Source organism: Streptomyces sp. SN-593 (genome assembly GCF_016756395.1).
GTDB lineage: Bacteria > Actinomycetota > Actinomycetes > Streptomycetales > Streptomycetaceae > Actinacidiphila > Actinacidiphila reveromycinica.
Genome location: NZ_AP018365.1, coordinates 216,348 through 241,329 on the forward strand (window position 1 = coordinate 216,348; position 24,982 = coordinate 241,329).

Consider the following 24,982-nt stretch of genomic DNA (forward strand, 5'->3'; position numbering starts at 1 on the left):
ATGGCCAGGCAGAGCAAGAAGTCCGACGGCCCGACCGGGCTGGAGGAACTGCGCGAGGAGTTCGGCCGCTTCCTGTCCGGCCTGGCCCAGGGCTGGATCGACAAGGCCGGCGACAAGGTGTCCGACGTGACCGACCGGCTGTCCGGCATCGGCGAGGGCGAGGGCGGGGCGCTGGGCATCGGCAGCCGTGTCCTGCGGGGCGAGTCGCCGCTCAAGGCGGTGGTCGGGCAGAAGGCCAAGGACGCCAAGGACAAGGTCGTGGACACCGTCAAGGGCGCCGTGGGCGCCGGTGGCGGGGACGAGGGCGGACAGGGCGAGGTCAAAGCCGTCAACATCGTCGAGTCGCTCGACGTCGGAGTCCCGTTGCGCACGGTCTACGACCACTGGACGCAGTTCGAGGACTTCAGCGGATTCACCAAAGGGGTGCGCGGAGTCTCCCAGGAGGACGACACCACCACCACGTGGGACGTCAAGGTCGGTCCGTCCGGCCGGAGTTGGAAGGCGACGGTCCAGGAGCAGGTCCCGGACGAGCGGATCGTGTGGACGTCCGAGGGCGCGAAGGGAAGCACGGCCGGCGCCGTCAGCTTCCACGGGATCGGTCCCTGCCTGACCCGCATCCTCGTGGTCGTCGAGTACACCCCCGCCGGGTTCTTCGAGAAGACCGGCAACCTCTGGCGCGCCCAGGGCCGGCGGCTCCGCCTGGACCTCAAGCACTTCGGCCGCCACGTCACCCTGCACGCCGACGAGGAGGTCGAGGGCTGGCGCGGCGAGATCCGCGACGGCGAGGTCGTCCGCTCCCACGAGGAGGGGCTGGAGGACGACGAGCCCGCCGAGGACGAGGAGGCCGAAGAAGAGGAGGAGCAGAGCGAGGAGCCGGACGAAGAGGAGGCCGAGGACGAGGAGGACGGGAGCGAAGAGGACGAGGACGACGAGGACGTCAAGGCGCCACCTCGCAAGCGCACCCGGAGCCGGCGGTGACGGCGCCGCTCGACTTTCCCGCCGAGTCCGACCCCTCCACCTACCACTCCCCTTCGACGGCCAACCTCGCCGACATCCTCGAACGCATCCTGGACAAGGGCATCGTGATCGCCGGCGACATCAAGATCGACCTGCTGGACATCGAACTGCTCACCATCCGGCTGCGGCTGTTCATCTCGTCGGTCGAGACGGCGAAGAAGGCCGGCATCGACTGGTGGGAGACCGATCCCGCCCTCTCCTCCCGCGCGGCCGAGAACGCCCTGGCCCGGGAGAACAAGGAACTCCGGGCCCAGCTCGCCGAGTTGGAGGCCCACGACGAGCGGCCTTCCGGACGCGCACGGTCCAAGGACACCGCATGAGCGCCACCGACCGGGGTCCCGCGGCGTACGCGCCGGCCGCGGGCGCGGCAGCGACCTGCGTCTTCGCCGTCCGGCGCAGTGGAGATCCCGGCGCGCTGGCGGGCCGGACCGGGCACGCGGGCGGCGGACCGTTGCGCCTGCTCCCGCTGGCCGGGTCGTTGTGGGCGGTCGTGCAGAGCGTGCCCGCCGCGGAGTTCACGCAGGAGGCGCTGCGCCAACGGCTGGCGGACCCGCTCGTGCTGGAGAACTGCGCGCGCAGCCACCATGCCGTGATCACCGCGGCCGCCGAGGACGGGCCGGTCGTGCCCCTGCCCCTGGCCACCCTCTTCACGGACGAACGGCGCGCCGTCGACGTCCTCGACCAGCAGCGGTCCCACCTCGTCGGCGTGCTCGACCGGCTGACGGGGCGCGCCGAATGGGCCGTCAAGGTGCACATCGGGCGCCCTGCCGAGGCGCGGGCGCCGGCGAGGAGCGCCCCGCGGGCCGTCGGCGACCGAACCGGTGCCGATGCCGCAACCGGTACCGGAGCCGGTACCGGTGCCGGTGCCGATGCCGATGCCGGAGCCGCGTACCTCACCCGCGTGCGGGGGCGCGAACGCGACCGTCGGGCATGGCAGGACGCGACCCTGCACGTCGCCCAACAGGTCCACGACACCGCGGCCGCCCTCGCGGTGGCCGCGGTGCGCCGTACCCCGCACGGCCCCCGGATCACCGGACCGGAGCGGCACCAGGTCCTGAACGCCGCGTTCCTCGTGGACGACGCCCGGGCGGAGGAGCTGGCCACGGCGGTGCGGGCCCTGCACGGCGCCTTTCCGGGCCTCGACGTGCACATCGACGTCTCCGGTCCCTGGGTCCCCTACTCCTTCACGGAAGGGAGACGGCCGTGACCGCCCCCGTCGAGCCGGTCCCCTGGCTGGGCCCCGACAGCGGTGCCCCGCTGGGTGTCCCGCTCGTGGACCTGCTCGACCGTGTCCTGGCGACCGGGGTCGTGATCAGCGGCGATCTCGTCATCGCCATCGCCGAGGTCCCCCTCGTCCGGCTCTCGCTGCACGCCCTGCTCGCCTCCGTCAGCGAACGGGTCCCCGCCCCCTGGAGCGACGGGGGGCCGCTGTGAGCGGACCCACCGTCGATCTCGACCCGGACAACGCCGCACGCGACCTCGTGTCCCTCGTGCTGACACTCGTCGAGCTCGTCCGCCAACTCCTCGAACGCCAGGCCGTGCGCCGCCTGGACCAGGACGACCTCACCCCGGACCAGGAGGAGCGGCTCGGCCTCGCCCTCATGCGGCTGGACGAGGCGATGACGGAACTGTGCGCGCACCACGGCCTGCGCCGCGAGGACCTGAACCTCCACCTCGGCCCCCTGGGGCCGCTGCTCGCCGAAGACCCGTGGTGAGCGGTCAGAGCCTCTCCGCGCGGACGACCACCAGCTCCTCCCGGTCCTCGCCCGCGCGGACCAACCCCTGCTCGCGCAGCCACGGCGACCGCCGGCGCAGCACCGGGCCGAAGGGGACGGACGCCCGGGCCGTGACGGAGCAGCTCAGCCCGGACGCCGTGAGCCGTCGCAGCGTCGAGTCGACACCGCTGAGCCCCGACTGCACCATCAGCAGCACCCCGTGCGGGCGCAGCAGGTACGGCGCCTGCGCGCAGATCCGGTCCAGGACGTACCGGCCGTCCTGGCCCGCGTCCCAGGCCCTCGCCCGGCCCCGCGGGGGAGAGCGTCGGCCGCGGGCGGGGACGTAGGGCGGATTGCCCACCACGACGTCGAAGGTGCGGCGGCCCCAGGGACCCGACAGGTCCCCGCGGCGGACCTGCAACCGCTGCCCGGCGCGCAGGGCGTTGGCCCTCGCGGTGATCACCGCACGCCGGGAGATGTCGGTGGCCGCGACGCGGGCGCCCATGCGCGCGGCCTGCACCGCCAGCGCGCCGCTGCCCGTGCACAGGTCCAGGACGTCCATACCCGCGGTGATCCGCTCGGCGCGCAGCGCGCCGGCGAGCAGACGGGTGTCCTCCTGGGGGGCGTACACGCCCGGGAGCGTCCACAGCATCCCGAGATCGGTGAGCCGCACGGGGGCAGTGGTCATCGGGTCCTCCAGGGGACGCGGGTCGGTGCCGTGGCCTTCGGCCAGGCGCTTTTCCAGGGTCGGGGCACGTACGGCCCGCCGCATCCGGAGCGGCGGACACCTGCGTTTGCCCTTCCGCCGCGGCCGTATGCGTGCGCCGGTGCCGCGAATCCCTCCGGGTCCGGCCGTGGGGATCCTCCGGACACCTCGGGAGATGACGGAGTTCGGCGGGCGCCGCCGCTGTCTCCCCCGGCGGCCGTTTCGGTTCCGGGGGACGGGACACCCGGGGTGGAAGCGCACACCAGCGGACGGTCCGACCAGCGGGGAAAGAGCCCGTCACGGGAGTCACCGCCGGCACGGCCCGCGCCGCGTCCCGGCGTGCGAGGGAGGAGGCCGCATGCCCGAGCTGCCCGACGTGGAGGGCTTCCGCAGGGTGCTGCGCTCGAACGGGCGGGGCCGGCGGATCGAGAAGGTCGAGGTCAGGGACTCCGGGGTGCTGCGCGGTGTGAGCGCGCGGCGGCTGCGCCGCGCGCTCGAAGGGCACCGGTTCCTGGAGCCGGAGCGCCGCGGGAAGTGGCTGGTCGCCCGGACCGACGGCGGGGCGGCCGTGCTCCTGCACTTCGGGATGACCGGGGAGCTCGTCGCCTGCCCGCCCGGGGAACCCCCGCACCGGCACGACCGCGTGCGGTTCGACCTGTCCGGGGGGCGGGGCGTGCGCTTCCGGGACCAGCGCAAGCTGCAAGGTCTCCGGCTCGCCGCCTCCGACGCGGGGGTGGAGCGGGCACTGGGCGGTCAGGGGCCGGACGCAGCCGCGGTCGGCGAGGGGACCCTCCGCGAGCTGCTGCGCCGGCGCCGGGCGACGGCCAAGTCGGTGCTGATGGACCAGTCGGCGCTCGCCGGACTGGGCAACCTCCTGGTCGACGAGATCCTCTGGCGTGCGCACCTGCACCCGTCCCGGCCCGCGAACTCGCTGACCCGGGGCGAATGCCGCAGGATCCACACCGCCATGACCCGTGTCCTCGACCAGTCGGTACGCGCGGGCCGGGTACCCGGGCGGCCCACGTGGCTCACCGGCCACCGCGGGCAGACGCCGCCGACCTGCCCCCGCGGGCACGCGCGGCTGCACCGCGACCGGATCGCCGGGCGGACCACCTTCTGGTGCCCGCGCTGCCAGCCGCCCCCGGAGCCCGCTGACGGCTGACCGGCGCACCGCCCGTCGGTGAGGCGGAGCACGGTGCCCGGTCAGCGCCCGGCGAAGGAGACCGGCGACCGGCAGCTCACCGGCCGACGGCAGGCGACCGGCGACCGGCGGCTCACCGCACGGCCGCGGAGTGCGGCAGCCCCGGCCCGGAAGCCGCACTCACCCTTCGACCGCCACCCGGATCGTGTCCAGCGTGCCGTCCGCCGCGTCGGGGACGACCATGCCGGCGGCGACACCCGTACGCAGGTAGCGCACCACCGCTGCGTCCAGCCGCTCGCCGGGCAGGGCGGCGGGGATGCCCGGCGGGTAGGGCGTGAGCATCTCCGCCGCGACCCGGCCGGCGGCGGCCTCGGCCGGGACCGACTCGATCGGGCCGAAGAACGCGTCCCGTGGCAGCATCGCCTGCTCCAGCCGCAGCCTGTCCGGCGTGGGCACCTCCACCCGCCGATCGGCGGGTTCCAGGCCGTCCGGGCTGCCGGCGGTACGGCTCAGGTCCCGCAGCGCGCCCACCAGCCGGTCGGCGCTCGCGGCGTCGTCGGCGTAGGTGAACTGGGCGCTGACCCGGCGGTGGTCGCAGACGTGCAGGTTGATCCGGTGGCGCGCGCGCAGCCAGTCGGCGGCCTGGTAGCCGGTCACGCCGAGCTCCGACACGTCGACGAACACCTGCAACGGGTCCATGTCGTGGCCACGGCCGGGGCCGCAGAAGTCGTCCCGCCCGTGGACGTGCACGCCGTCGATGCCGTCGAGGGTCGCACGGACCTGCGCCGCCAGCGTGAGCGCCTGGTCGAGCAGTTCCGCCCCCTGCTCGACCATCTGGCGCCGCCAGCCGTCCAGCCCCGCGTAGAGCAGCACCGACGGGCTGGTCGTGCCGAGCAGGTCGGCGCGCGCCGCGAGCGTCCCGGGGGTGATCCGGTCGCCCTGGAGGTGGAAGACGGAGCCCTGCTCGAACCCCGAGCCCATCTTGTGCACGGAGGTGACGCACAGGTCGGCGCCCGCGTCCATCGCCCAGGTCGGCAGTTCGGGGTGGAAGGGCAGGTGCGCGCCCCACGCCTCGTCGACGATGACCGGCAGGTCCCGCGCGTGGCCGATGCGGACGATCTCCGCCAGGTCGGCGGTCGTCCCGTACGGGGTCGGGCTGGTCACCAGGGCGCCGCGGGCGTCGGGGTGCTCCTCGAACGCCGCCTCGTAGGACGCGGGGGCCGGAGGGTGGGCGAGGTGCAGGTCGGCGTCCCACTGGGGCTCCACCCACACCGGGCGGATGCCGGCCAGGATCAGCCCCGAGACCACGGACTTGTGCGCGTCGCGGCTGACCACCAGCTTCTCGTGCGGGCCGGCGGCCGCCAGCATGGCGGCCTTGACCGACAGCGAACTCCCGCAGGTGGAGAAGAAGGTGTGGTCGGCGTGGACCGCGTCGGCCATCAGCGCCTCGGCGCGCTGGAGCACGTGCCGGGACGACGTGCGGTCGTCCAGGCCGGCGGTCGCGAGCACGTCCGCGCGGAAGATCTCGTCCCCCAGCGCCTCGCGCACCCGGGGGTCCGCTCCCCGGCCCTGCTTGTGCCCCGGCGGGGTGAACGGCATCTGTCCCTCGGCGTGGTACGCCGCCAAGGCCTCCAGCACCGGCGCTCGCGAGTGATCCATGCGATCCCCCTGCCCGGCCTCCGCCCCCTCAACCCGCACCGGGCGCAACCTCCTCCGGACGGCCCATCCTGCCCATGCGCGACGCCCGGTTCCGCCGGCGGTTCATCCGGGGCCGCTGCCCGTCGTGCACGGATGCGGAATCGGCCATCGGGGGCGACCCGCCGGGTGAACCCGCGCCTCATGCGGGTGTGTCCGAGCGTCAGGAGCGTCGATGGGGGTAACCGCACCCGGCGGGCCGGGAGATCCCTCAGGTCCCACACGCCCCGCACGACACACCACACTCCGCCCCTCCCTTGATCGGAGTCCCGTGAGCGCCAAGAAGAACCCCGTGACAGCCGCCGCAGACAAGGTGGTCGAGAAGGTCCAGGACGCGGTGCGTCCCGGCAACGAGATCCCCGGGGCCCCGGGCTCCCGGCCTCCCACGGTGGAGGAGCCGACGACGCCGAGCGGTCCGCTGCCGCCCAAGCCCGACCAGCGCGGCCCGGACACGTACGGCCCGACCGGTCAGGAGACCGGGGTGCCGCAGAAGAAGGTGGCGCAGGGCGGGGAGCGGCTGACCACCGCCCAGGGCGCGCGGCTGTACGACACGGACCACTCGCTCAAGGCCGGCCCGCGCGGTCCGGTGCTGCTGCAGGACCACCACCTGCGGGAGAAGATCACCCACTTCGACCACGAGCGCATCCCGGAGCGCGTGGTGCACGCCCGCGGCGCCGCGGCGCACGGGGTGTTCCAGGGCTACGGGGCCGCCGAGGGCATCTCCAAGGCCGCGTTCCTGGCCAAGGACGTCGAGACGCCGGTCTTCGTCCGCTTCTCGACGGTGCTCGGTTCACGCGGCTCGGCGGACACGGTCCGCGACACCCGCGGTTTCGCGACGAAGTTCTACACCACCGAGGGCGTCTTCGACCTCGTCGGGAACAACATCCCGGTGTTCTTCATCCAGGACGCGATCAAGTTCCCCGACGTGATCCACGCCGGCAAACCGCACCCGGACCGGGAGATCCCGCAGGCGCAGAGCGCGCACGACACCTTCTGGGACTTCGTCACCCTGCACACCGAGGCGACCCACCACACGCTGTGGAACATGTCCGACCGCGGCATCCCCCGCTCCTACCGGATGATGGAGGGCTTCGGCGTCCACACCTTCCGGCTGGTCAACGCCGAGGGCGCCACCACGTTGGTGAAGTTCCACTGGAAGCCGAAGCTCGGTGTGCACTCCCAGGTGTGGGAGGAGGCGCAGATCACCGCCGGCATGGACCCGGACTTCCACCGCCGCGACCTCGCCGACGCGATCGAGTCCGGTGCCCACCCGCAGTGGGAGCTGGGGGTGCAGACCTTCCCCGACACCGAGGACCAGACGTTCGAGGGGATCGACCTGCTGGACCCGACGAAGATCGTCCCGGAGGAGCTGGCGCCGGTCCGGCCGATCGGGCTGCTCACCCTGAACGCCAATCCGTCGAACTACTTCGCGGAGACCGAGCAGGTCGCCTTCCACCTCGGCAACCTCGTCCCCGGCATCGACGTCACGAACGACCCGCTGCTCCAAGGCCGGCTCTTCTCCTACCTCGACACGCAGATCACCCGGCTCGGCGGCCCGAACTTCCCGCAACTGCCCGTCAACCGCACGCACGCGCCGGTCAACGACATGCTCCGCGACGGCATGCACCAGACCGCGGTCCACAGCGGTGTCGCCCCCTACCGGCCCAACTCCCTGGACGGCGGGTGCCCGTTCCTGGCCGGGGCCGACACCGGCGCCTACATCGAGGTCCCGGTCCCGGTGCCCTCCGCCGCCAAGGTCCGCGAGGCGCCCGTCTCCTTCGACGACCACTTCAGCCAGCCCCGTCTGTTCTGGCTGAGCATGACCCCGACCGAACGCGAGCACATCGTCGCCGCGTACACCTTCGAGCTGAACAAGTGCTACGAGACGGCCGTCAAGGAGCGCGCGCTGCTGGTGCTCGCCAACATCGACGGCGAACTGTGCGCGCAGGTCGCCACCGGCCTGGGACTGCCCGCGCCCGCCCCGACCGTGCCGCTGGCCGAACCGCAGCCGAGTCCGGCGCTCTCCCAGCTCGGCGGGAGCTGGCCGACCGACGGCCGGGTCATCGGCATCGTCACCGCGGGAGACCAGGACCTGACCGGCGTCCGGGCGGTCCGCCGGGCGGTCCTGGACGCGGGCATGGTCCCCCTGGTCATCGCCCCGACCGGGGGGAAGCTCGACCAGGACGGCGAACCCGTCACCGTCCAGCGCACCTTCGCCACCGCGCGCTCCACCGAGTTCGACGCCGTCCTGCTGGCCGGCGCGCCCGCCCCGGGGGCGGACGCCAGTGGTGCCCGCGACGCCAAGGTCGAGGACGACACGGCGGTGGCCGCCGGGATCGACCCCCGGGTGCTGCTGCTGATCACCGAGGCGTACCGCCACGGCAAGGCGCTGGGCGCCTGGGCGGACGGAGCCGACGCCCTCCGGACGGCGGGCGTCGCCCCCGACGCCCCGGGGGTGGTGGTCGCCGACGAGCCCGCGGCCGCGCTGTCCGCGCTGACCGGGCTGCTCGCCCGCCACCGGGCCTGGGACCGCTTCGAACCCGGCCTCTGAGGTCGGCCCAGCGGCTCCCGCCCCTGCCCCGGGGCGGGAGCCGCCCGACGTCGCCCGGGGACCCGCCGTCGCCCGGGGGCGTCCGCGCTGGACCTCACCGGGCGGACAGCGGCCTGTGTTGCCGAAGTGGCGGTAACCGGTGCCCACCCGCTCGACGACGAGGGCGGCCGGCGCGTCGACCCCTTCCGTGGGGTTGCCGGCGGGGTGTGCGGCCCGCCCGTGGAACCGCGCCCTGACCTGGACCTGCGCGGCGAACCGCGCGGCCGTCCCGGCGGCCGCCACCGCGGCGCCCGGAGGGGGATTGCGGGACAGCGCTCAGGGCCTGCCGGTGTCCCGGGGAGCGGCGGTCGTTCCCGCGTCGTCGCCCGGGTGGGCGGCCACCGCGGCGGCCGGGCTGTCGTAGACGGCGAACACGTCCTCCGTGCCGGTCAGGGCCAGGAGCTGGCCCACCTTCGGAGGAGGTGCCGCCAGGGCGAGCCACCCCTCGGCCTCCAGCACCCTGCGACGCAACCTCAGCAGCACGTTGAACCCCGTGGAGTCGCAGAAGGTGACCCCCGACAGGTCCAGCACCAGGTGCGGATGGGACTCCAGCAGCTCCGTCGCCCGCACGTACACCTCGGGAGCCGACATCATGTCCAGCTCGCCGTCCAGCCTGGCCACCGCCAGGGGCCCGGAGGTCTCACCCACGCTCAACCGCACGTCATCCGTCACGACTGCTTCGCCTTCGTCCGCCGCCTTCCCGGCCCCGCCCGGGACCGGCGACGGCTCACCGACCCCGCCCCCGGGCGCGCCGCCGCACCACCGCCTACCCCGGCTCACGCGTTCCTCACGCGGCGACACGCGATCCGGCCGTACGGGTGACGTGCGCCACGTCGTCCCTCGCGGGCACCATGCTGGACGCGGCGGCGATCGGCGATCGGCGGAACTCCCGCGCGGCGGGGCGTCGGAGGCCGTCCGCGGCGCGGGAAGGCGGCAGCGATGGGATTCGACGCGGACGTGCTGATCGTCGGCGCGGGCGCCGCCGGCCTGTCGCTGGCACACCGACTGGCCGACCCGTCCTTCCGCGGCCGGCTGGAGGTCCTGCTCGTCGACGCCCCGCCGGGTGCGCTGCGGCCGCCGGAGCGCACCTTCTGCTACTGGGAACCGCCCGGAGGGGAGTACGACGACGTGCTCGCCGCCTGCTGGGACCGGCTGCGCGTGACCGGGGCCCGCGGGCCCGCGACGACCGTGCGCACCGGCCCGCTGCGCTACAAGATGCTCGACTCGCGCGCGTTCGAGGCGTTCGCCGCCCGCCGCCTGGCCGCGGCGCCGTGGGTGCGCCGGAGCGTGGCCCGGGTGCGGGACGTCGCCGACGCCCCGGGGGGCGCGCGCGTCGCGGGCCTGGACGAGCGGGGCCGCCCGGCCGTGTGGCACGCCCGGTGGGTGTTCGACTCACGCCCCCCGGACACGCCCCCGAGGGCCCGGACGACGCTCCTCCAGCACTTCCGCGGCTGGTTCGTGCGCTGCGACCGCCCCGTCTTCGACCCGCGGGTGGCCGAGCTGATGGACTTCCGCACGCCGCGCCCGCGGCACGGGCTGTCCTTCGGCTACGTCCTGCCGCTCGGAGCACGGAACGCGCTGGTGGAGTACACGGAGTTCTCGCCGGCGGTACTGGACGGGGCCGGGTACACGCGGGCGCTACGGCACTACACCGGGGAGGTGCTGCGGCTGCCGCCGTTCCGGGTGGTACGCGCCGAGCAGGGGGTCATCCCCATGTCGGACGCCCGGCCCGCCCGGCGGGCGGGCGCCTGTGTCTTCCGGATCGGCGCCGCGGGCGGGGCGACCCGGCCGGCCACCGGGTACACGTTCGCGGCCGTCCAGCGCCAGTCCCGTGCGGTGGCCGCCGCGCTGGCCGAGGGCCGCACCCCGCTGCCGCCCCCCGCCTACCCCCCGCGCGCCCTGGCGATGGACGCGGTGATGCTGCGGGCCCTGGCCACCGGCCGGGTGGACGGCGGCGACTTCTTCACCGGGCTGTTCGCCGGTGTGCCCGCCGACCGCCTGCTCCGCTTCCTCGACGGCCGTACCCGCCTGCGCGAGGACGTGTCCGTCGGCCTGCGCACGCCCGTCCTGCCGATGCTCCGCACCGCGCTCGAACTGCCGCTCCTACGGCGCCGGCCGCCGGCCGGGTCGCGCGGCGGCCGAGGTCCGTACGGCGCCGCGCCGCGCGTCGCCGTGGCACCGGGTGCCCGCCCCACCGACGAGGAGAACGACTCGTGACGCCGCTTCCAGGAACCGGCCCGTCGGGCCTGTCCGCCGCGTTCGACCGCGCGGCGGCCGGCTACGACCGGCTGACCGCGTTCAACCCGGGATACCGGGCCGACCTCGCCCGCTCGGCCCGGCGGCTCGGCCTGCCGGGCTCCGGCGCCGGGCTGCGCGTCCTGGACCTGGGGTGCGGCACGGGCACGTCGACGGCCGCGCTGCTCTCCGCCGCGCCGGGAGCGGAGGTCGTGGCCGTGGACGCCTCCGCCGGAATGCTGGCCCGCGCGTCCGCCAAACGCTGGCCGGCCGGGGTGAGATTCGTGCACGCCCCGGCCGAGCGGTTGTCGGAGGCCGGTGTGGCCGGGCCGTTCGACGCGGTGCTGGCGGCGTACCTCTTCCGCAACCTCGCCGATCCGGACGCCGTGCTGGCCTCGGTACGCGACCTGCTCGTCCCGGGCGGACGGCTGGCGGTGCACGAGTACACGCTCAGCGGCCGGCCGGTGCACCGGATGGTGTGGAGGGCGGTCTGCGCGGCGGTCGTGGAACCCGCCGGAGCCCTGACCGGCGACCGCGGCATCTACCGCTACCTGAGGCGCAGCGTGCTGGGGTTCGACACCGCCGGCGCCTTCGCCAGGCGGATGGAACTGGCCGGCTACACCGGGGTGCGGGCGCTTCCGATGCCCGGGTGGTCGACGGGCATCGTGCACACCTTCGTCGGCCGGACGCCCCTGGCGCGGCGCGAAGACGCCCGTGGGGCCGGACAGACGGCGGCGTGGTGACCGGCGCACCGCGGTCGCAGCGCGGGGCCGCGGGGGTCCGCCGCGGGCGGGACCGCCGCGCCGAGGTGTGGCCGGCCGGCCCCGGCCTCCCGCGCGTGCCGAGGGACGACCCGCCCCGGGTCGCGGTCGTCGGCGGGGGCATCGCCGGTCTGGCCGCCGCCACCGGGCTGGCCGAACGAGGCGTGCGGGTCGTGGTGTCGGAGCGTGAGCCGCAGTTGGGCGGCCGACTGGCCGCGTGGCCGACCGTGCTCGCCGACGGACGGGCGGCCACGATGAGCCGGGGCTTCCACGCCTTCTTCCGCCAGTACTACAACCTGCGGGGGCTGCTGCGCCGGGCGGACCCCGGGCTGGGCATGCTGACGCCGCTGCCGGACTACCCGCTGTGGCACGCCGGCGGTCTGCGGGACAGCTTCGCGAAGGTCCCCCGCACCCCGCCGTGGAGCGCGGTGGGGTTCGTGGCGCGCAGCCCGTCGTTCGGCTGGCGCGACCTGGCGGCCATGGACCCGCGGGCGGCGCTGCCGTTGACGGACGTGCGGGTCCCCGGCGTGTACGACCGGCTGGACGGCACCAGCGCGAGCACGTTCCTCGACGCGATCGGCTTCCCCGCCTCCGCCCGCCACCTCGCGTTCGAGGTGTTCTCGCGCAGCTTCTTCGCCGACCCGCGGGAGCTGTCGGCCGCCGAGTTGGCCCTGATGTTCCACATCTACTTCCTCGGCTCGTCGGAGGGCCTGCTCTTCGACGTGCCGGCCGAGCCGTTCTCGCGGGCGCTGTGGGAGCCGCTGGCGGCCTACCTGTCCGGCCTGGGCGTGCGGGTGCGCTGCGACGCGCCGGTGGGGACGGTGCGGCCCCTGGGCGGGGGCAGGGTGGCGGTGGACGGCGAGGTCTTCGACGGGGTGGTGCTCGCGCTGGACACCGGGGGGCTGCGCAGGGTCGTGGCGGACTCCCCCGGCCTCGGCGGGGAGGGCTGGCGGGCGTCGGTGGCCGCGCTGCGCACCGCGCCGCCGTTCCTGGTCTCCCGGTTGTGGCTGGACGCTCCGGTGGACCGCGACCGGGCCGGGTTCCTCGGCACCAGCGGCTACGGACCGCTGGACAACGTCAGCGTGTTGGAGCGCTGGGAGGGCGAGGCGGCCCGCTGGACGGCGGCGACCGGCGGCTCGGTCGTGGAACTGCACGCCTACGCGGTCGACGAGGGCGCCGACCGCGCCGCCGTGCAGGAACGGCTCGTGCGGGAGCTCCGCCGGGTCTACCCCGAGACCTGCCGGGCGCGGATCGTGGACGCGCGGCACGAGTGGCGGGCGGACTGCCCGCTGTTCGACGTGGGCGGGTACCGGGGCCGGCCGGGTGTGCGCACCGGGGAGGAGTCCGTGGTGCTGGCCGGGGATCTGGTGCGCACCGGTCTGCCGGTCGCCCTGATGGAGCGCGCCGCGACGTCCGGGTTCCTGGCCGCGAACACGCTCCTGGCCCGCTGGGGCGTGCGCGGGCAGACGTTGTGGACGGTTCCGGACCGCGGCCGCGTCGCCGCCCTGCGGGCCCTGAACCGCGCCGCGTCCAGGAGGTGACCGGCCACCCGACCGCGATCTGCGCCCGGGTGGCCGGACGTCAGCCGGGGAAGCGGCCCGCGGCGCGCAGCGCGTAGCGGCGCTCGGCGTAGGCGAGGTCGTCGCGCCACAGCCGGGCCGCGGCGGCGCGCATCAGCGGACGCAGGACGGGGGCCGCCGCGCGGGCGGCGGGGAAGCCGGGCCGCTCGGAGGTGGCGAGCACCGCCTCGACCACCGCGGTGCGCGGTCGGCCGGCGCCGTCCGTGCCGAGCGGGGTGGCGTGGGTCTCCACGCTGGAGCCGCGCCCTTCCCCGTCGGTGATGTGCATGACGACGGTGCGGGGTTCGGGCGCGGTGAACACCGCCCGGACGGGGACGACGAGCCGCCCCGCGAGCCGGAAGGACACCCGGACGGCGAAGGCGTCCTGGTCGGCGGGCTCCTCCACCGTCAGGTCCACGAAGGAGTAGGGGTGGAACCAGGCCCCGTGCCAGGGGTCGAGCCGGTTGGCGAGCACGTCGGCGGGTTCGCACACCCCCGTCACGTCGTGGACGGCGGCGAGCGTCGCGGCCGGCGCGGGGCGGGCGGGCACGACCGGTCGCCGCGACGGCCGTTCGCCGCCGGCGGCGTCCAGCCGTACCCAGGCGAGCACCCCGTCGTCGTGTGCGGGCAGCGGCGACCAGCCGGGCGCGGTCCCGCCGTCGAGCGCCAGTCCGTGCCAGCGGCAGATCAGGGTGCCGCAGTGCACCCGGGCCTCCTTCAGCGGCGCGCCCAGGTGGGGGCAGGCGCCGGGGCCGGCTTGCAGCCGCCCCGCCGCGTCCCGCCAGGCCACCACCTCCACCCCCGCCACCGTCCGGCCGAACGGCCGGCCGGCGGTCACCGCCGAGGACGCGGCGAGCACGTACCAGTTGCCGGACGGCCGCTCCTGCGCGCGCCGCAGCGCCCCGGCGATCAGCGCCGGCCGCGCCTCGCGCCAGGTGGGGCGCTGGCGCTCCCACGGCACCGCCCGGCCGCGCATCCTCAGCGGCACGCGCGCGCGGCGCGGCGCGGCCCCGCTCACGCCGCCTCCCGGACCGCGACGTGCCCCCGCCGCCTGGTGCCGGCGGCCCGTGCCCGGGCCGCGCCGACCCGGACCAGGCCGTCGAGCGCGACGCAGGCGCGAACCGCGGTCGGGACGGCCGACCGCCGGTGCAGCACCGACCAGCCGTCGCGCTCGACCGCGGTCAGGATGCCGCCGTAGAGGACCGACGCGGTGCGGATGCACGGCCGGGCAACGGGGTCGAGCATGGGGATGCCGGGCAGGGCCTCGCGGTAGACGCACCGGGTCAGGTGGGCGAACTCGCGCAGGACCGCGGTGATCCGCCTGTCGGGGCGGCCGGTGGCGCGGCTCCACCGCAGCAGCGCCCGGTCCGCGCGGTGCGCGGCGAGCAGGTCGGCCGGCAGGTAGATCCGGCCGCGGTCGAGGTCCTCGCCGACGTCGCGCAGGAAGTTGGTCATCTGGAAGGCCACCCCCAGCGCCGCGGCGTGCGGTTCGGCCTCTTCCCGCGGGACGACGTGGCCGAGGACCGGCAGCATCTGGAGTCCGATCACCTCGGCGGACCCGTGCATGTAGCGGCGTAGCGCGGGCAGGTCGGCGTAGTCGGTGACCTGGAGGTCGCTGCGCATGGACGCCATGAAGTCGGTGAAGTGCGCGGGGTCGATGGCGTACCGGCGGGCGGTGTCGGCCACGGCGCGCACCACCGGCTCCTCCCCCGCGCGTCCCGCGGCCAGCCCGTCGCGCAGGGCCGTGTCCAACCGCGTCAGGGCCGCCTCACGGTCGGCGGGCCGGGCCGTGCCGGCGAGGTCGTCCACGATGTCGTCGGCCCATCGGGCGAAGCCGTACAGCGCGTGCACGGCGGGGCGCCGGGCGGGCGGCAGCAGTCGGGTGGCCAGGAAGTAGGTGCGGCCGTGCCGGGCGTTCAGCGCGCGGCAGCGCAGGTAGTCGGAGCGCAGCCGCGGGTCGTCGATGCCGGCGGCATCGAGTTCGCGCCGTGTCATGCCGGTCCCTTCTGCGCCGGGCGAAGGGCGGTGGTGTCGAAGGAGCTGCGGGGGCGCGCGGGACGGGACCGGCCCGCGCCGGTGATGCGGGCGGCGGCGAGCTTCCCCGAGACCAGGGCGGTGGGCACCCCGACTCCGGGGGTGGTGCCGCAGCCGGCCAGTACGGCGTTCTCGGTGCCGCGCACCAGGTTGGCCGGGCGGAAGGGCCCGGTCTGCCCGAAGGTGTGGGCCAGCGAGAACGGGGTCCCGGCCATGTGGCCCTGCGCGGTCCAGTGCGCGGGGGTGACCAGGTCCTCCCGCTCGATCGCGGCCCCGAGTCCGGCCAGGCCGCGGCGTTCCAGCTCCGCGACGACCTGGTCGCGGTAGCGCGGGCCCAGCGACCGCCACGCGACGGCGTCGGGGCCGATGTCGGTGTTGGGGCAGGGCGCGAGCACGTAGTGGACGTGCCGGCCGGGCGGCGCGAGCGACGGGTCGTGGGTGGTGGGCCGGGTGATCAGCAGGGACGGGTCGCTCATCAGGCGGCCCGTCGCGGTCAGCTCCCGGAAGGTGGTGCGCCAGGCGCGGCCGAACGAGAGGGTGTGGTGGGCCAGTCCGGGCCAGGTGCGGTCGGTGCCCGCGTGCAGGACGACGGCGGACGGTGAACGGCGCAGGGCCAGCGGCCGGCGGGGGACGCGCTCCAGAAGGCGGTAGGCGTGGGTCAGCTCGCAGCTCAGGACGACCGCGTCGCAGGCGATGCGGCGCTCGGTGGTGCGTACCGCGGTGACCCGGCCACCGGTCCCGCGCTCCAGGGCGACCGCCTCCTGGCCGTACGCGAGTTCCGCTCCGGCGTCCGCCGCGGCGTCGGCGAGCGCGCGGGGCACGGCGTGCATGCCGCCGCGCGGGAAGAACACCCCGGCGACGGTGTCCATGTAGGCGATCACCGCGTAGGCGGCGAGCGCGCGGGCGGGCGGGACACCGGCGTAGAGGGCCTGGAAGGAGAAGACGCGGCGCAGACGCTCGTCGCGCAGGTGCCGGCCGATCGCCGCGTCGAGCCGGCCGAACCCGCCGAGGGCCGCCAGGCGGGCCAGGTCGGGGTGGAGCAGGTCCAGCGGGGAGTCGAGGTTGGCGTCGATGAACCGGCGCATCTGCACCCGGTACAGCTCCTCCAGCCAGGACCGCAACCGCCGGTAGCCGGCCGCCTCGGCGGGGCCGGCGAAGGCGCGGACCGCCTCCTCCATGGCGTCGGGTCGGGTGTGCACGTCCAGGCTGCTGCCGTCGGCGAACCTCGCCCGGTAGGCCGGATGCAGCTCGATCAGGTCCAACCGGTCGCGCAGGGACTCGCCGACCGCGGCGAACGCCTCGGCCAGGAGGTCGGGCATGGTCAGCACCGTGGGCCCGGTGTCGAAGCGGTATCCGCCCAGGTCCAGTCGCCCGGCCCGCCCGCCGGGCCCGGGGTCGCGCTCGACCACGGTGACCCGCCGGCCGGCGCCGAGCAGGTGCAGCGCCGCCGCCAGTCCGGACAGCCCCGCGCCGACCACCACGACGTGGTCGGTGCGACCGGGCACGGTGCGCGTCACCGGGTGCCCGCTCGTTGGGCATGGATGCCGGTCCGGCACCGCGGCGGGATGGCGGTGGGTGCCCGCCCGAGCGCCGCGCGGGGCGCCCCGCGCCGGTTCGGGCGGTTCGGGGTCCCCCCGCGCCGGTTCGGGGTTGCCCCGCACCAGTTCGGGGTCGCCCCGCGCCGGTCCGAGGCGGCCGGGGCACGGCCCTGCCCGGACGGCGTCATCGCGGGCCCCGGGGGACGGGTCCGCCCGCTGCCGCGTGCAGCACGTCGAGCAGGCGGTCGCGGGCCGCCGGATCGAGGCGCGCGGACCGCAGTTCGACCGCGCAGGCGGCGACGAGGTCCGCGATGCGCTGCTCGACGGCCGCACAGGCTCCCGTGTCCGCGAGGACCGCCCGGACCTCGTCCAGGCCGGCCGGCGACAGCTCCCTGTTGCCCAGCGCCCCGCCGAGGACGCGCAGCGCGTGCCGGTCACCTCGACGACGGGCCCGCCGCAGGGCGAGCGCCACCAGGTGGGTCGCCTTGCCCTGGCGGATGTCGTCTCCCGACGGCTTGCCCGTCACCGCGGTGTCGCCGAAGACACCGAGCTGGTCGTCGCGCAGTTGGAAGGCGAGTCCGGCCGCGCGTCCGACGGAGCGCAGGGTCCGCCGTGTGTCCGGGGGCGCTGCGGCCAGCGCCGCGCCGAGCGACAGCGGGCGTTCCACGCTGTAGGAACCGCTCTTGAGCACCGCGGTGCCCAGCGCGTCGTCGCCCGAGCCGGCGTCCGCGGGGCGCGCGGCCAGGTCGAGGTACTGGCCGGCGACCATCTCGGTGCGCATCTCCCGCCACAGTGCCTGCACCTCGGCGCGCGTCGGCCCGGTCAGCCCGGTCTCGGCGAGGAGGTCGTCCGCCCAGGCGAGGGCGAGGTCACCGACCAGGACCGCCGCCGACCATCCGAACGGGGCGGGGGCTCCGGCGGGAGGCACACCGGCCGCGGGGCGGTCCGTATCCTCGTGGCCCGCGGCGAGCCGCACGTGGACGGCCGGACCGCCGCGACGGCGGGGGGAGCCGTCCATCAGGTCGTCGTGGATCAGGGCGCAGCACTGGATGAGTTCCAGCGCCGCGGCGACCCGGAGCACATGTCCCGGACCGTCCTCGGCGCCCGGGGCGCGGCCCGGGGGTCGCTCCTCGTCACGGGCCGCGCCCCGGTCAGTGTCACGGGCCGCGCCCCGGTCCACCGTTTGGGCGCCGCCTCCGCAGGCCCGCCAGCCCCACCACACCAGGGCCGCCCGTCGCCTGGAGGCTCCGGACAGGGCGAAGTCGGCGAGCGTCCCGGCGACGTGCTCCGCGAAACGCGGGTCGAGGGACCTCGCGTGGTCCGAGCGGTCCTCCAGCACCTCGCGCAACACCTCGGTGACCGCGGCCGCCGGGTCGCCGTCCACCGACGACACCGTCCGCGGCGTGTCCTCGGGCGAAGGGCCGGCGCCGACCGCGACGGACGGGGCGCAGGGCGAGGACGGCACGGCGGCCCAGGCCGAACAGCTCACAGGGTCATCCCTTCTGGAAGGTCGCGCCGCTGCGCCGACGTGCCACGGCGCGCGGGGCGACGTGCACGCGTCGTGGGGAGCGCGTTCGCGCGTCCCGCCTTCCGCCCGGCGTCCCGTCCAGGCGCACGGCCAGGGTCCCGGGAGGCCGGCCGACCGGCGTCACGGCTGACGGGTGGCCGGGTCCGGCGGCCCCCCCGGACCCGGGAGGCCGACTCCCTCAGGCGGAGCTGTCGCCTCCGGCGGCCCGTTCCGCGGCGCCGCGCTCCGTCCCGGCCCCCGCGGTGCTCAGGTCGCCCCCGGCGGTCTCCAGGTGCGCGCGGACGAACCACTGGAAGAGTTCCAGGCTGTGCAGTTGGCCGATGAGCATGTCCTGCGTGACCGGGTCGGTCTCCTCGGTGGCGCGCGCCACGGCGCGGTGCTCCTCGATCAGACCGGTGTAGACCACGTCCAGCGCGCCCAGGTGCGCGATGGCGCCGGCCCGGCCGATCCCGTAGTCGTCCCAGGTCCGCTCGGCGACCAGGGCGCCCGGGGTGCCGTGCGGGGAGCCGCCGAGGGTGGAGATCCGCTCGGCCGTCTCGTCGACCATCGCCCGGACCGCCTCGACCTGCGGGTCGAGCATCTCGTGGACGGCGATGAAGTGCGGGCCGACCACGTTCCAGTGCACGTGTTTGAGGGTCAGGGCCAGGTCGTTGAGCGCGTGCAGGCGCAGGTTGAGGAGTTCGATCACCGCGCCGCCGTCGCGGGTCGACATGCCGGGGACGGTGTACCGCGGCGTGCTCATGGTGTTCTGCCTTCCGTCGGAGGGGTTCGCGCCGCGCGGCACTTCCGCCGGGTGCCGGCCCGCGCCACCCATCCTGGAGCCGGAGCGCCGGTGGGCCGGTTGCCGCGCAGCCGGGCCCGGCTTTCTCCACCCGATCGGCTGTGCCGCCGAGCCGGACACGCGGCGAGGGGCCCCTCCCGGGTGCGCGGGGCCGGATGGGAAACTGGCGGGCATGGACATCCGCCGCAGGAACAACGTCACCGTCAGCGGCCCCGCCGACGGGCCCGTACTCCTGCTGGCGCACGGGTTCGGCTGTGACCAGAACATGTGGCGTCTGGTCCTCCCCGCCCTGGCGCGGAGATTCCGGGTGGTCCTCTTCGACTACGTGGGCTCGGGCCGGTCCGACCCCTCGGCCTGGGACGAGCGGCGCTACTCCGCCCTGGACGGGTACGCCCGGGACGTGCTGGAGGTGGTCGCGGAACTGGACCTGCGGGACGTGACGTTCGTGGGGCACTCGGTCAGCGCGATGGTCGGGGTGCTCGCCGCGGCCGAGGCGCCGGACCGGTTCTCCCGCCTGGTGATGGTCGCCCCGTCCCCGCGCTACATCGACGACGACGGCTACCGCGGCGGGTTCAGCGCGGAGGAGATCGACGAGCTGTTGCAGTCGCTGGAGGCGAACTACCTGGGCTGGTCGGCGTCGATGGCCCCGGTCATCATGGGCAACGCGGACCGGCCGGAGCTCGGGCAGGAGCTGGCCGCCTCGTTCTGCGCGACCGACCCGGACATGGCCCGGGTCTTCGCCCGCACGACGTTCCTGTCCGACAGCCGCGAGGACCTCAAGGCGGTCGCGGTGCCGACGCTGGTCCTGGAGTGCTCGCAGGACCTGATCGCTCCCCGCGGTGTCGGCGCCTACGTCCGCGACGCGATCCCCGGCAGCCGGCTGGTCACCCTGGACGCGGCGGGGCACTGCCCGCAGCTCAGCGCGCCGCAGGCCACCGCGGGGGCGATCACCGACTTCCTCGCCGGGAGCCGGTGATGTGCCGCGCCGGCCGGACGCCCGGGCCGGACGAGGAGCAGGACCGGAAGCAGGGCGGAGAGCAGGACGGGGAGCGGGACAAGGAGGGCACGGACGCGGCGTTCACCGCGCTGCTGGAGGACAGCACGGAGGAGCTGTACGAACAGGCGCCCTGCGGCTACCTGTCGACGCTGATGGACGGCACCGTCGCGAAGGTCAACGCCACGCTGCTGGACTGGCTGGGCCTGGACCGCTCCGAGGTGGTGGGGCGGATGCGGTTCACGGATCTGCTCACCGTGGGCAGCAGGCTCTACCACGAGACGCACGTCGCGCCGCTGCTCCGGTTGAAGGGCGAGGCCAGCGGTATCGCCATGGACGTCAAGGCAGCCGCCGGCCGCATGCCGGTGCTGGTCACGTCCCTGGTGAAGACCAGCCAGGACGGCGCCCCGCTGCTGATCCGCACCACCGTCTTCGACGCCCGCGACCGCCGCGCCTACGAGGCCGAGCTGCTGCGCGGCCGCCAGGCGGCGGAGGAGGCACGCCGGCGGGCCGAGGCCGACCGCGAGCGGCTCCAGGAGGCGCTCGCCGTCCTCCAGCAGAACCTGCTGCCCGCCGAACTGCCCGCCGTGCCGGGCCTGGAGGCCAGCTCCTCCTACCACACCGCCTCCCCGGACCTGCTCGGCGGAGACTTCTACGACCTGTTCCCCCTGGACACCGGCAGGTGGGGGTTCTTCCTCGGCGACGTGTGCGGAAAGGGGCCCCAGGCCGCCGCGGTCACGTCGCTGACCCGCTACACCCTGCGGGCCGCCGCGCTCCACGACCCCGACCCGGTCACCGTGCTGACCACGTTGAACACGGTGCTGTACGAGCGGTACAGCAGCGGCAACGCCCGCTACTGCACCGCGATCTTCGGGGTCCTGGAGCCCGGCGACGGGCACGTCGGGGTGCACCTGGCCTCCGGCGGCCACCCCTCGGCACTCATCCAGCGTGCCGGCGGCACCGCCGACTACCTGCCCACCCACGGCGGCATGCTCATCGGTGTCCTGCCCCAGGCCGAGTTCACCGCCGCGCGCACCCGCCTGCTGCCGGGCGACACCCTGCTCCTCTACACCGACGGCCTGACCGAAGCCCGCGTCGGCCCCGACCGCGGGCTGTACGGCGAGGACGCCCTGCGCGCCTTCACCGCCGCGCAGCCGCCGGCCGGCCCGCACGCCCTGGTCGCCGCGCTGAACGGACTGCTCTCCGGCTTCGGCGACGGCCTCGACGACGACACCGCGCTCCTCGCCCTCGGTGTCCCCTCCCCGCCTCCCACCACCGCGAGTGAAAGCTGACATGACCCCACTGACGATCACCATCCGAGACGCCGGCACCGGTCCCGTACTGGAGATCACCGGCGACCTCGACCACGCCACGGTGCCCGACCTGCGGGCCGCCCTGGACGGTCTGACCCTGGCCGCGGGGCAGTTGCTCGTCGTCGACCTGGCGGCCCTGGACTTCTGCGACTCCAGCGGCATCAGCGGCCTGCTGGCGGCCCGGAACCTGGCCACCGAGCACGGCGCCCGCATCGCCCTGGCCGCGGTCCCCGCCAACACCGCCCGCGTCCTGCGCCTCGTCGGCCTGGACCGGGTCTTCGCGATCCACCCCGACGCCACGACGGCCACCGCCCCCGACTCCGCCACCGGCTGACCCGCCCCCGGACACGGGCGCCGACATCCCCCGCGGGGGACGCGACACGACCTCGATCGCCGTAAATCCCGCTGCGGTGCCGGGAGTTGATCCCTAGACTCCGTTCGATCACCGAATCGAACAAGAGAATGGGGGCCGCTGATGCGGTGGAAGTGGAAGCGGAGACTCGGTGTCGTGGCGGCGATGATCGCCGCCCTTGCCTTCGGTGCCAGTGAGCAGGCGAGCGCCGCGGTGCCGCCCGCCAACGTGGGCTGGCTCTACACGACGAGCGGCAGCGGTGCGGTGTTCTTCGACGCCGACCTGAGCGGCTACCCGTCGATGGAGAAGATCACGGTCTGCGACAACAGGTCCGACGGCCGGGGCATCGTCGCCACCCTCACGGGGACCGATCCCGAGGGCGGCAGTGTGGGCGTCATCATCCGGGACCCCTCGAACAACGGCACCTGCACGGCGGACTACCGGAACTACTTCGCCGACGGCTACTACGTGTACGTCGGCGTCTGCGAGTACTGGGGCGACAACGAGGCGAACTGCGCCTACGGCACGGGCGTGGCCTGAGCAGCGACGGCAAGGTCCCCGCGGGGGCGTCATGGCGCGTGGCCGCGCCGTGGCGCCCCCGCGGCCGTCCGGAGCGGCGGGGTCCGCCGCACACAGGCGGCAAAAGGTTTGCGGCCGCCGCGGTGGGAGAGGCGAACCCTCGTGCTTCGGCAGTGAGGCATACCCGGTTCTCCCGGAACCACAGGCACCGGCCCGCCCGCAGGGCGTCCCCCTCCGCTTGTGGTGGCTACGCGCCACCGGCCGAGACTTCGCGAAGGGTATGACCATGACCACTGCCGCCCGGCAAGAACCCCTCACCCCCGTCCCCGCTGCGGCGGACCGCCCGGGACCCCGGTCCACCGCCGGCCTTCCGGCGGTCGACAACCCCGGGGCGCTGCCGCCCAAGGACGCGCGGGCGCTGACCGGGATCTTCTTCGCCCGGCTGGACGAGTTGGAGGAGGGGACATGGGAGTACCAGTACGTGCGCAACACGCTCATCGAGATGAACCAGTCGCTCGTGCAGTTCGCGGCGCGGCCGTTCCGGCACCGCGGCGGCGACGACGCCGAGGACGTCTTCCAGGTCGGGATGGTGGGCCTGATCAAGGCGGTCGACCGCTTCGACCCCAGCCGTGAGGTGATGTTCCCGACCTTCGCGCTGCCGTACATCCGCGGCGAGATCAAGCGCCACCTGCGGGACGCGACCTGGGCGGTGCACGTGCCCCGGCGGATGCAGGAACTGCGGGTGGAGCTGGCCAAGGCCAAGGAGGACCTGGAGAACGACCTGGGCGCCGCGCCGAGCGTCAGCCAGCTCGCGCGCCGGATGGGGCTGGAGGAGAGCGAGGTCGTCCAGGCCACGACGGCGGCGAACGGGTACTCCACGGCGTCCCTGGACGCCGTGTTCGACGGCGGGACCACCGGCGGGAGCCGCAGTGGCCACCGCTCCCCCGCCGAGACCCTCGGGGCTCTTGACCCGGCGGTGGAGCTCTTCGAGAACTGCCACAGTCTCGCCCCGGCGCTGCGCGAGCTGACCGAGCGGGAGCTGTGCCTGCTCCGGCTCCGCTTCGGCGAGGAGCGGACGCAGCAGCAGATCGGCGACGAACTGGGCTGCTCGCAGATGCACGTGTCCCGGCAGCTCTCCCGGATCTACCTCAAGCTGAGGACGAGCCTGCTGGCCGACCCCGCCTGACCCCCCGCCGCGCCGGGCCCTCCCCGGCGCGGCCGTCACCCCGGCCGTGGCGGCCGCCCGCTCCCCCGGGCGGCCGCCCGCGCGCGGGTCCCGGCCTCGTCACCGCGCCGGTGGCCAGGTGCACGCCGCCGCCGGGACAGGGCATAATGTGACGAGGTCAGGAAGCGGCCACAGGTTACTTAACTTTGTGGAGTTCCCGTGCCCCTCAAGCGTCGTACCCACGATGCCTGCCCGGTCGAAGAGCCGGTCGAACCGGCCCGTTCCGCAGTCCAGCCGGACGCGGGGCGCGGGTCGGCCCTGTGGGCGCCCCTGCGGCCCCGGGCCGCGGCGCAGGGCAGGGACCGATCTCCGGAGATTGCCCCGCCCCCTCCCCGGACGCGCTGCGCGCCCCGCACCGGCCCGGCCCGCAGCAGGCGCTCGTAGCGCACCCAGCCGCAACAGCCGCCCCTCTTCCCCTCTGCGGCGAGCCTGCGCGTGGCGACCCCCTCCGGCAACACCGTCGGTACCCCCTGCCCGCGCCAGGACGCTCCGCTCCACCGAGAACGAGATGACATTGACGGACAGGCCACAGTCCTCGGCACCGGACGTGATCGCGCTGCTGCTGGAGACCGCCACGTTGGACGACTTCCTCCAGGCCCTGGCCGGCCGCTCGCTCGAACTGGCCCCTCACGCCGACGGGTGCGGAGTGACCATCGAACGGCAGGGCCGCCCGGTGACGGTGTCGAGCGCGGGTGCCAGCGCCACGAAGCTGGACGAGGCCCAGTACGGCCAGGACGACGGCCCCTGTCTCCAGGCGATGCGCACCGGACGGATCGTCAGCGTCACCGACACCCTCAGCGAGAGCCGCTGGGGCGACTACCCCGCCTACGCCGCGGCCTGCGGCGCCCGCTCGTCGCTGTCGCTGCCGATAGCCCCGCACACCGACAGCGCCGGGGCCCTGAACCTGTACGCACCGGTCCCGGGCGCGTTCGCCGACACGGACCTGGCCCCGCTGAAACTGCTGGCCGCCCAGGCCACCGGCGCGATAGCACTGGCCCAACGCCTGTCCGACGCCCAGGAGTTCGCCACCGACCTCCAGACCGCCCTGCGGTCGCGGACCGTCATCGACCAGGCCATGGGCGTCATCATGGGGCAGCAGCGCTGCACCGCCGAGAAGGCGTTCGACGTCCTGCGGGCCGCCTCCCAGCACCGCAACATCAAACTCCGCGAGCTGTGCGCGGAGCTGATCGCCAGCATCACCGGCCAGCCTCCGGCCAGCGAGGAACTGCACCCGCGCCGGCCGTGACGGTGGCGGTACCTCGGCGCCCGCCGGCGTGCC

24 protein-coding genes are annotated in these 24,982 nt (G+C 75.2%); 16 read left to right on the plus strand and 8 right to left on the minus strand.

Going from position 1 to position 24,982, the window contains the following annotated elements:
- The 5 genes from RVR_RS01000 to RVR_RS01020 are packed head-to-tail and all read left to right on the plus strand — an operon-like array spanning nt 1 to nt 2,732.
- Nucleotides 1–978 (plus strand): SRPBCC family protein, encoded by a 978-nt coding sequence (locus tag RVR_RS01000; RefSeq protein WP_202231960.1) that lies wholly within the window; start codon nt 1–3, stop codon nt 976–978.
- Complete coding sequence (locus RVR_RS01005) at nt 975–1,337, plus strand: gas vesicle protein (RefSeq protein ID WP_202231961.1); 363 nt, start codon at nt 975–977, stop codon at nt 1,335–1,337. Before RVR_RS01000 ends, RVR_RS01005 begins: the two co-directional genes overlap by 4 nt.
- Nucleotides 1,334–2,224 (plus strand): GvpL/GvpF family gas vesicle protein, encoded by an 891-nt coding sequence (locus RVR_RS01010; RefSeq protein ID WP_202231962.1) that lies wholly within the window; start codon nt 1,334–1,336, stop codon nt 2,222–2,224. Before RVR_RS01005 ends, RVR_RS01010 begins: the two co-directional genes overlap by 4 nt.
- On the plus strand, nt 2,221–2,451 hold the full coding sequence (locus tag RVR_RS01015) for a gas vesicle protein (RefSeq protein ID WP_202231963.1): 231 nt from the start codon (nt 2,221–2,223) through the stop codon (nt 2,449–2,451). The genes RVR_RS01010 and RVR_RS01015 overlap by 4 nt, the downstream gene beginning before the upstream one ends.
- Nucleotides 2,448–2,732, plus strand: a complete 285-nt coding sequence (locus tag RVR_RS01020; protein ID WP_237404495.1) for a gas vesicle protein K — start codon at nt 2,448–2,450, stop codon at nt 2,730–2,732. Before RVR_RS01015 ends, RVR_RS01020 begins: the two co-directional genes overlap by 4 nt.
- A 4-nt stretch (nt 2,733–2,736) precedes the next feature.
- On the opposite strand, the gene RVR_RS01025 is transcribed toward RVR_RS01020, so the two are convergent.
- The gene (locus RVR_RS01025) at nt 2,737–3,420 is read right to left on the minus strand and encodes a HemK2/MTQ2 family protein methyltransferase (protein ID WP_202231964.1); all 684 of its coding nucleotides are present in this window, start codon (nt 3,418–3,420) and stop codon (nt 2,737–2,739) included.
- A 376-nt stretch (nt 3,421–3,796) separates the two neighbouring features.
- Here RVR_RS01025 and RVR_RS01030 point away from each other — a divergent pair, with 376 nt between their 5' ends.
- Nucleotides 3,797–4,600: an Fpg/Nei family DNA glycosylase gene (locus RVR_RS01030; RefSeq protein ID WP_202231965.1), complete on the plus strand. Its 804-nt coding sequence runs from the start codon at nt 3,797–3,799 to the stop codon at nt 4,598–4,600.
- A gap of 159 nt (nt 4,601–4,759) precedes the next feature.
- Here the strand turns inward: RVR_RS01030 and RVR_RS01035 are convergent, their stop codons facing one another.
- Complete coding sequence (locus RVR_RS01035; RefSeq protein ID WP_202231966.1) at nt 4,760–6,238, minus strand: aminotransferase class I/II-fold pyridoxal phosphate-dependent enzyme; 1,479 nt, start codon at nt 6,236–6,238, stop codon at nt 4,760–4,762.
- 307 nt (nt 6,239–6,545) lie between these two features.
- Here RVR_RS01035 and RVR_RS01040 point away from each other — a divergent pair, with 307 nt between their 5' ends.
- Nucleotides 6,546–8,825, plus strand: a complete 2,280-nt coding sequence (locus RVR_RS01040) for a catalase (RefSeq protein WP_237404496.1) — start codon at nt 6,546–6,548, stop codon at nt 8,823–8,825.
- A gap of 315 nt (nt 8,826–9,140) precedes the next feature.
- On the opposite strand, the gene RVR_RS01045 is transcribed toward RVR_RS01040, so the two are convergent.
- Nucleotides 9,141–9,536: an STAS domain-containing protein gene (locus tag RVR_RS01045; RefSeq protein ID WP_202231968.1), complete on the minus strand. Its 396-nt coding sequence runs from the start codon at nt 9,534–9,536 to the stop codon at nt 9,141–9,143.
- 267 nt (nt 9,537–9,803) lie between these two features.
- Between RVR_RS01045 and RVR_RS01050 the strand changes: the two genes are divergently transcribed.
- The 3 genes from RVR_RS01050 to RVR_RS01060 are packed head-to-tail and all read left to right on the plus strand — an operon-like array spanning nt 9,804 to nt 13,401.
- On the plus strand, nt 9,804–11,081 hold the full coding sequence (locus RVR_RS01050; RefSeq protein WP_202231969.1) for a lycopene cyclase family protein: 1,278 nt from the start codon (nt 9,804–9,806) through the stop codon (nt 11,079–11,081).
- Nucleotides 11,078–11,842: a methyltransferase domain-containing protein gene (locus RVR_RS01055; RefSeq protein WP_202231970.1), complete on the plus strand. Its 765-nt coding sequence runs from the start codon at nt 11,078–11,080 to the stop codon at nt 11,840–11,842. The genes RVR_RS01050 and RVR_RS01055 overlap by 4 nt, the downstream gene beginning before the upstream one ends.
- Nucleotides 11,839–13,401: an FAD-dependent oxidoreductase gene (locus tag RVR_RS01060; RefSeq protein WP_202238293.1), complete on the plus strand. Its 1,563-nt coding sequence runs from the start codon at nt 11,839–11,841 to the stop codon at nt 13,399–13,401. The genes RVR_RS01055 and RVR_RS01060 overlap by 4 nt, the downstream gene beginning before the upstream one ends.
- 40 nt (nt 13,402–13,441) lie before the next feature.
- On the opposite strand, the gene RVR_RS01065 is transcribed toward RVR_RS01060, so the two are convergent.
- The 5 genes from RVR_RS01065 to RVR_RS01085 form a co-directional block, all read right to left on the minus strand.
- A complete protein-coding gene (locus RVR_RS01065) occupies nt 13,442–14,395 on the minus strand; it encodes a DUF5914 domain-containing protein (RefSeq protein WP_202238294.1) in 954 nt (317 codons plus the stop codon).
- 38 nt (nt 14,396–14,433) lie between these two features.
- Nucleotides 14,434–15,414: a phytoene/squalene synthase family protein gene (locus RVR_RS01070; RefSeq protein WP_202231971.1), complete on the minus strand. Its 981-nt coding sequence runs from the start codon at nt 15,412–15,414 to the stop codon at nt 14,434–14,436.
- Nucleotides 15,411–16,970 (minus strand): phytoene desaturase family protein, encoded by a 1,560-nt coding sequence (gene crtI / locus RVR_RS01075; RefSeq protein ID WP_202231972.1) that lies wholly within the window; start codon nt 16,968–16,970, stop codon nt 15,411–15,413. Before crtI ends, RVR_RS01070 begins: the two co-directional genes overlap by 4 nt.
- Before the next feature lie 205 nt (nt 16,971–17,175).
- Nucleotides 17,176–18,480, minus strand: a complete 1,305-nt coding sequence (locus tag RVR_RS01080) for a polyprenyl synthetase family protein (protein WP_237404497.1) — start codon at nt 18,478–18,480, stop codon at nt 17,176–17,178.
- Nucleotides 18,481–18,697: 217 nt separating this feature from the next.
- Complete coding sequence (locus tag RVR_RS01085; protein WP_237404498.1) at nt 18,698–19,261, minus strand: Dps family protein; 564 nt, start codon at nt 19,259–19,261, stop codon at nt 18,698–18,700.
- 211 nt (nt 19,262–19,472) lie between these two features.
- Between RVR_RS01085 and RVR_RS01090 the strand changes: the two genes are divergently transcribed.
- From RVR_RS01090 to RVR_RS01115, 6 genes are all read left to right on the plus strand, one after another.
- Complete coding sequence (locus RVR_RS01090) at nt 19,473–20,276, plus strand: alpha/beta fold hydrolase (RefSeq protein ID WP_202231973.1); 804 nt, start codon at nt 19,473–19,475, stop codon at nt 20,274–20,276.
- Nucleotides 20,276–21,586: a PP2C family protein-serine/threonine phosphatase gene (locus tag RVR_RS01095; protein WP_202231974.1), complete on the plus strand. Its 1,311-nt coding sequence runs from the start codon at nt 20,276–20,278 to the stop codon at nt 21,584–21,586. Before RVR_RS01090 ends, RVR_RS01095 begins: the two co-directional genes overlap by 1 nt.
- 1 nt (nt 21,587) lies before the next feature.
- Entirely contained in the window at nt 21,588–21,941 is a 354-nt protein-coding gene (locus RVR_RS01100; protein WP_202231975.1) for an STAS domain-containing protein, read from the plus strand.
- 183 nt (nt 21,942–22,124) lie between these two features.
- Nucleotides 22,125–22,499: a hypothetical protein gene (locus RVR_RS01105; protein ID WP_237405199.1), complete on the plus strand. Its 375-nt coding sequence runs from the start codon at nt 22,125–22,127 to the stop codon at nt 22,497–22,499.
- 265 nt (nt 22,500–22,764) lie between these two features.
- Nucleotides 22,765–23,664 carry a SigB/SigF/SigG family RNA polymerase sigma factor gene (locus tag RVR_RS01110; RefSeq protein WP_202231977.1) on the plus strand — a complete coding sequence of 300 codons (900 nt, stop codon included), beginning with the start codon at nt 22,765–22,767 and terminating at the stop codon, nt 23,662–23,664.
- A 547-nt stretch (nt 23,665–24,211) separates the two neighbouring features.
- A complete protein-coding gene (locus tag RVR_RS01115) occupies nt 24,212–24,949 on the plus strand; it encodes a GAF and ANTAR domain-containing protein (protein ID WP_202231978.1) in 738 nt (245 codons plus the stop codon).
- Nucleotides 24,950–24,982 lie beyond the last annotated feature (33 nt).

Coding starts and splice junctions, on each gene's coding strand:
- RVR_RS01090 (WP_202231973.1), top strand. CDS start 19,473: ATGGACATCCGCCGCAGGAACAACGTCACCGTCAGCGGCCCCGCCGAC.
- RVR_RS01025 (WP_202231964.1), bottom strand. CDS start 3,420: ATGACCACTGCCCCCGTGCGGCTCACCGATCTCGGGATGCTGTGGACG.
- RVR_RS01100 (WP_202231975.1), top strand. CDS start 21,588: ATGACCCCACTGACGATCACCATCCGAGACGCCGGCACCGGTCCCGTA.
- RVR_RS01070 (WP_202231971.1), bottom strand. CDS start 15,414: ATGACACGGCGCGAACTCGATGCCGCCGGCATCGACGACCCGCGGCTG.
- RVR_RS01085 (WP_237404498.1), bottom strand. CDS start 19,261: ATGAGCACGCCGCGGTACACCGTCCCCGGCATGTCGACCCGCGACGGC.
- RVR_RS01010 (WP_202231962.1), top strand. CDS start 1,334: ATGAGCGCCACCGACCGGGGTCCCGCGGCGTACGCGCCGGCCGCGGGC.
- RVR_RS01030 (WP_202231965.1), top strand. CDS start 3,797: ATGCCCGAGCTGCCCGACGTGGAGGGCTTCCGCAGGGTGCTGCGCTCG.
- RVR_RS01105 (WP_237405199.1), top strand. CDS start 22,125: ATGATCGCCGCCCTTGCCTTCGGTGCCAGTGAGCAGGCGAGCGCCGCG.
- RVR_RS01110 (WP_202231977.1), top strand. CDS start 22,765: ATGACCACTGCCGCCCGGCAAGAACCCCTCACCCCCGTCCCCGCTGCG.
- RVR_RS01095 (WP_202231974.1), top strand. CDS start 20,276: ATGTGCCGCGCCGGCCGGACGCCCGGGCCGGACGAGGAGCAGGACCGG.
- RVR_RS01065 (WP_202238294.1), bottom strand. CDS start 14,395: ATGCGCGGCCGGGCGGTGCCGTGGGAGCGCCAGCGCCCCACCTGGCGC.
- RVR_RS01050 (WP_202231969.1), top strand. CDS start 9,804: ATGGGATTCGACGCGGACGTGCTGATCGTCGGCGCGGGCGCCGCCGGC.
- RVR_RS01035 (WP_202231966.1), bottom strand. CDS start 6,238: ATGGATCACTCGCGAGCGCCGGTGCTGGAGGCCTTGGCGGCGTACCAC.
- RVR_RS01000 (WP_202231960.1), top strand. CDS start 1: ATGGCCAGGCAGAGCAAGAAGTCCGACGGCCCGACCGGGCTGGAGGAA.
- RVR_RS01115 (WP_202231978.1), top strand. CDS start 24,212: ATGACATTGACGGACAGGCCACAGTCCTCGGCACCGGACGTGATCGCG.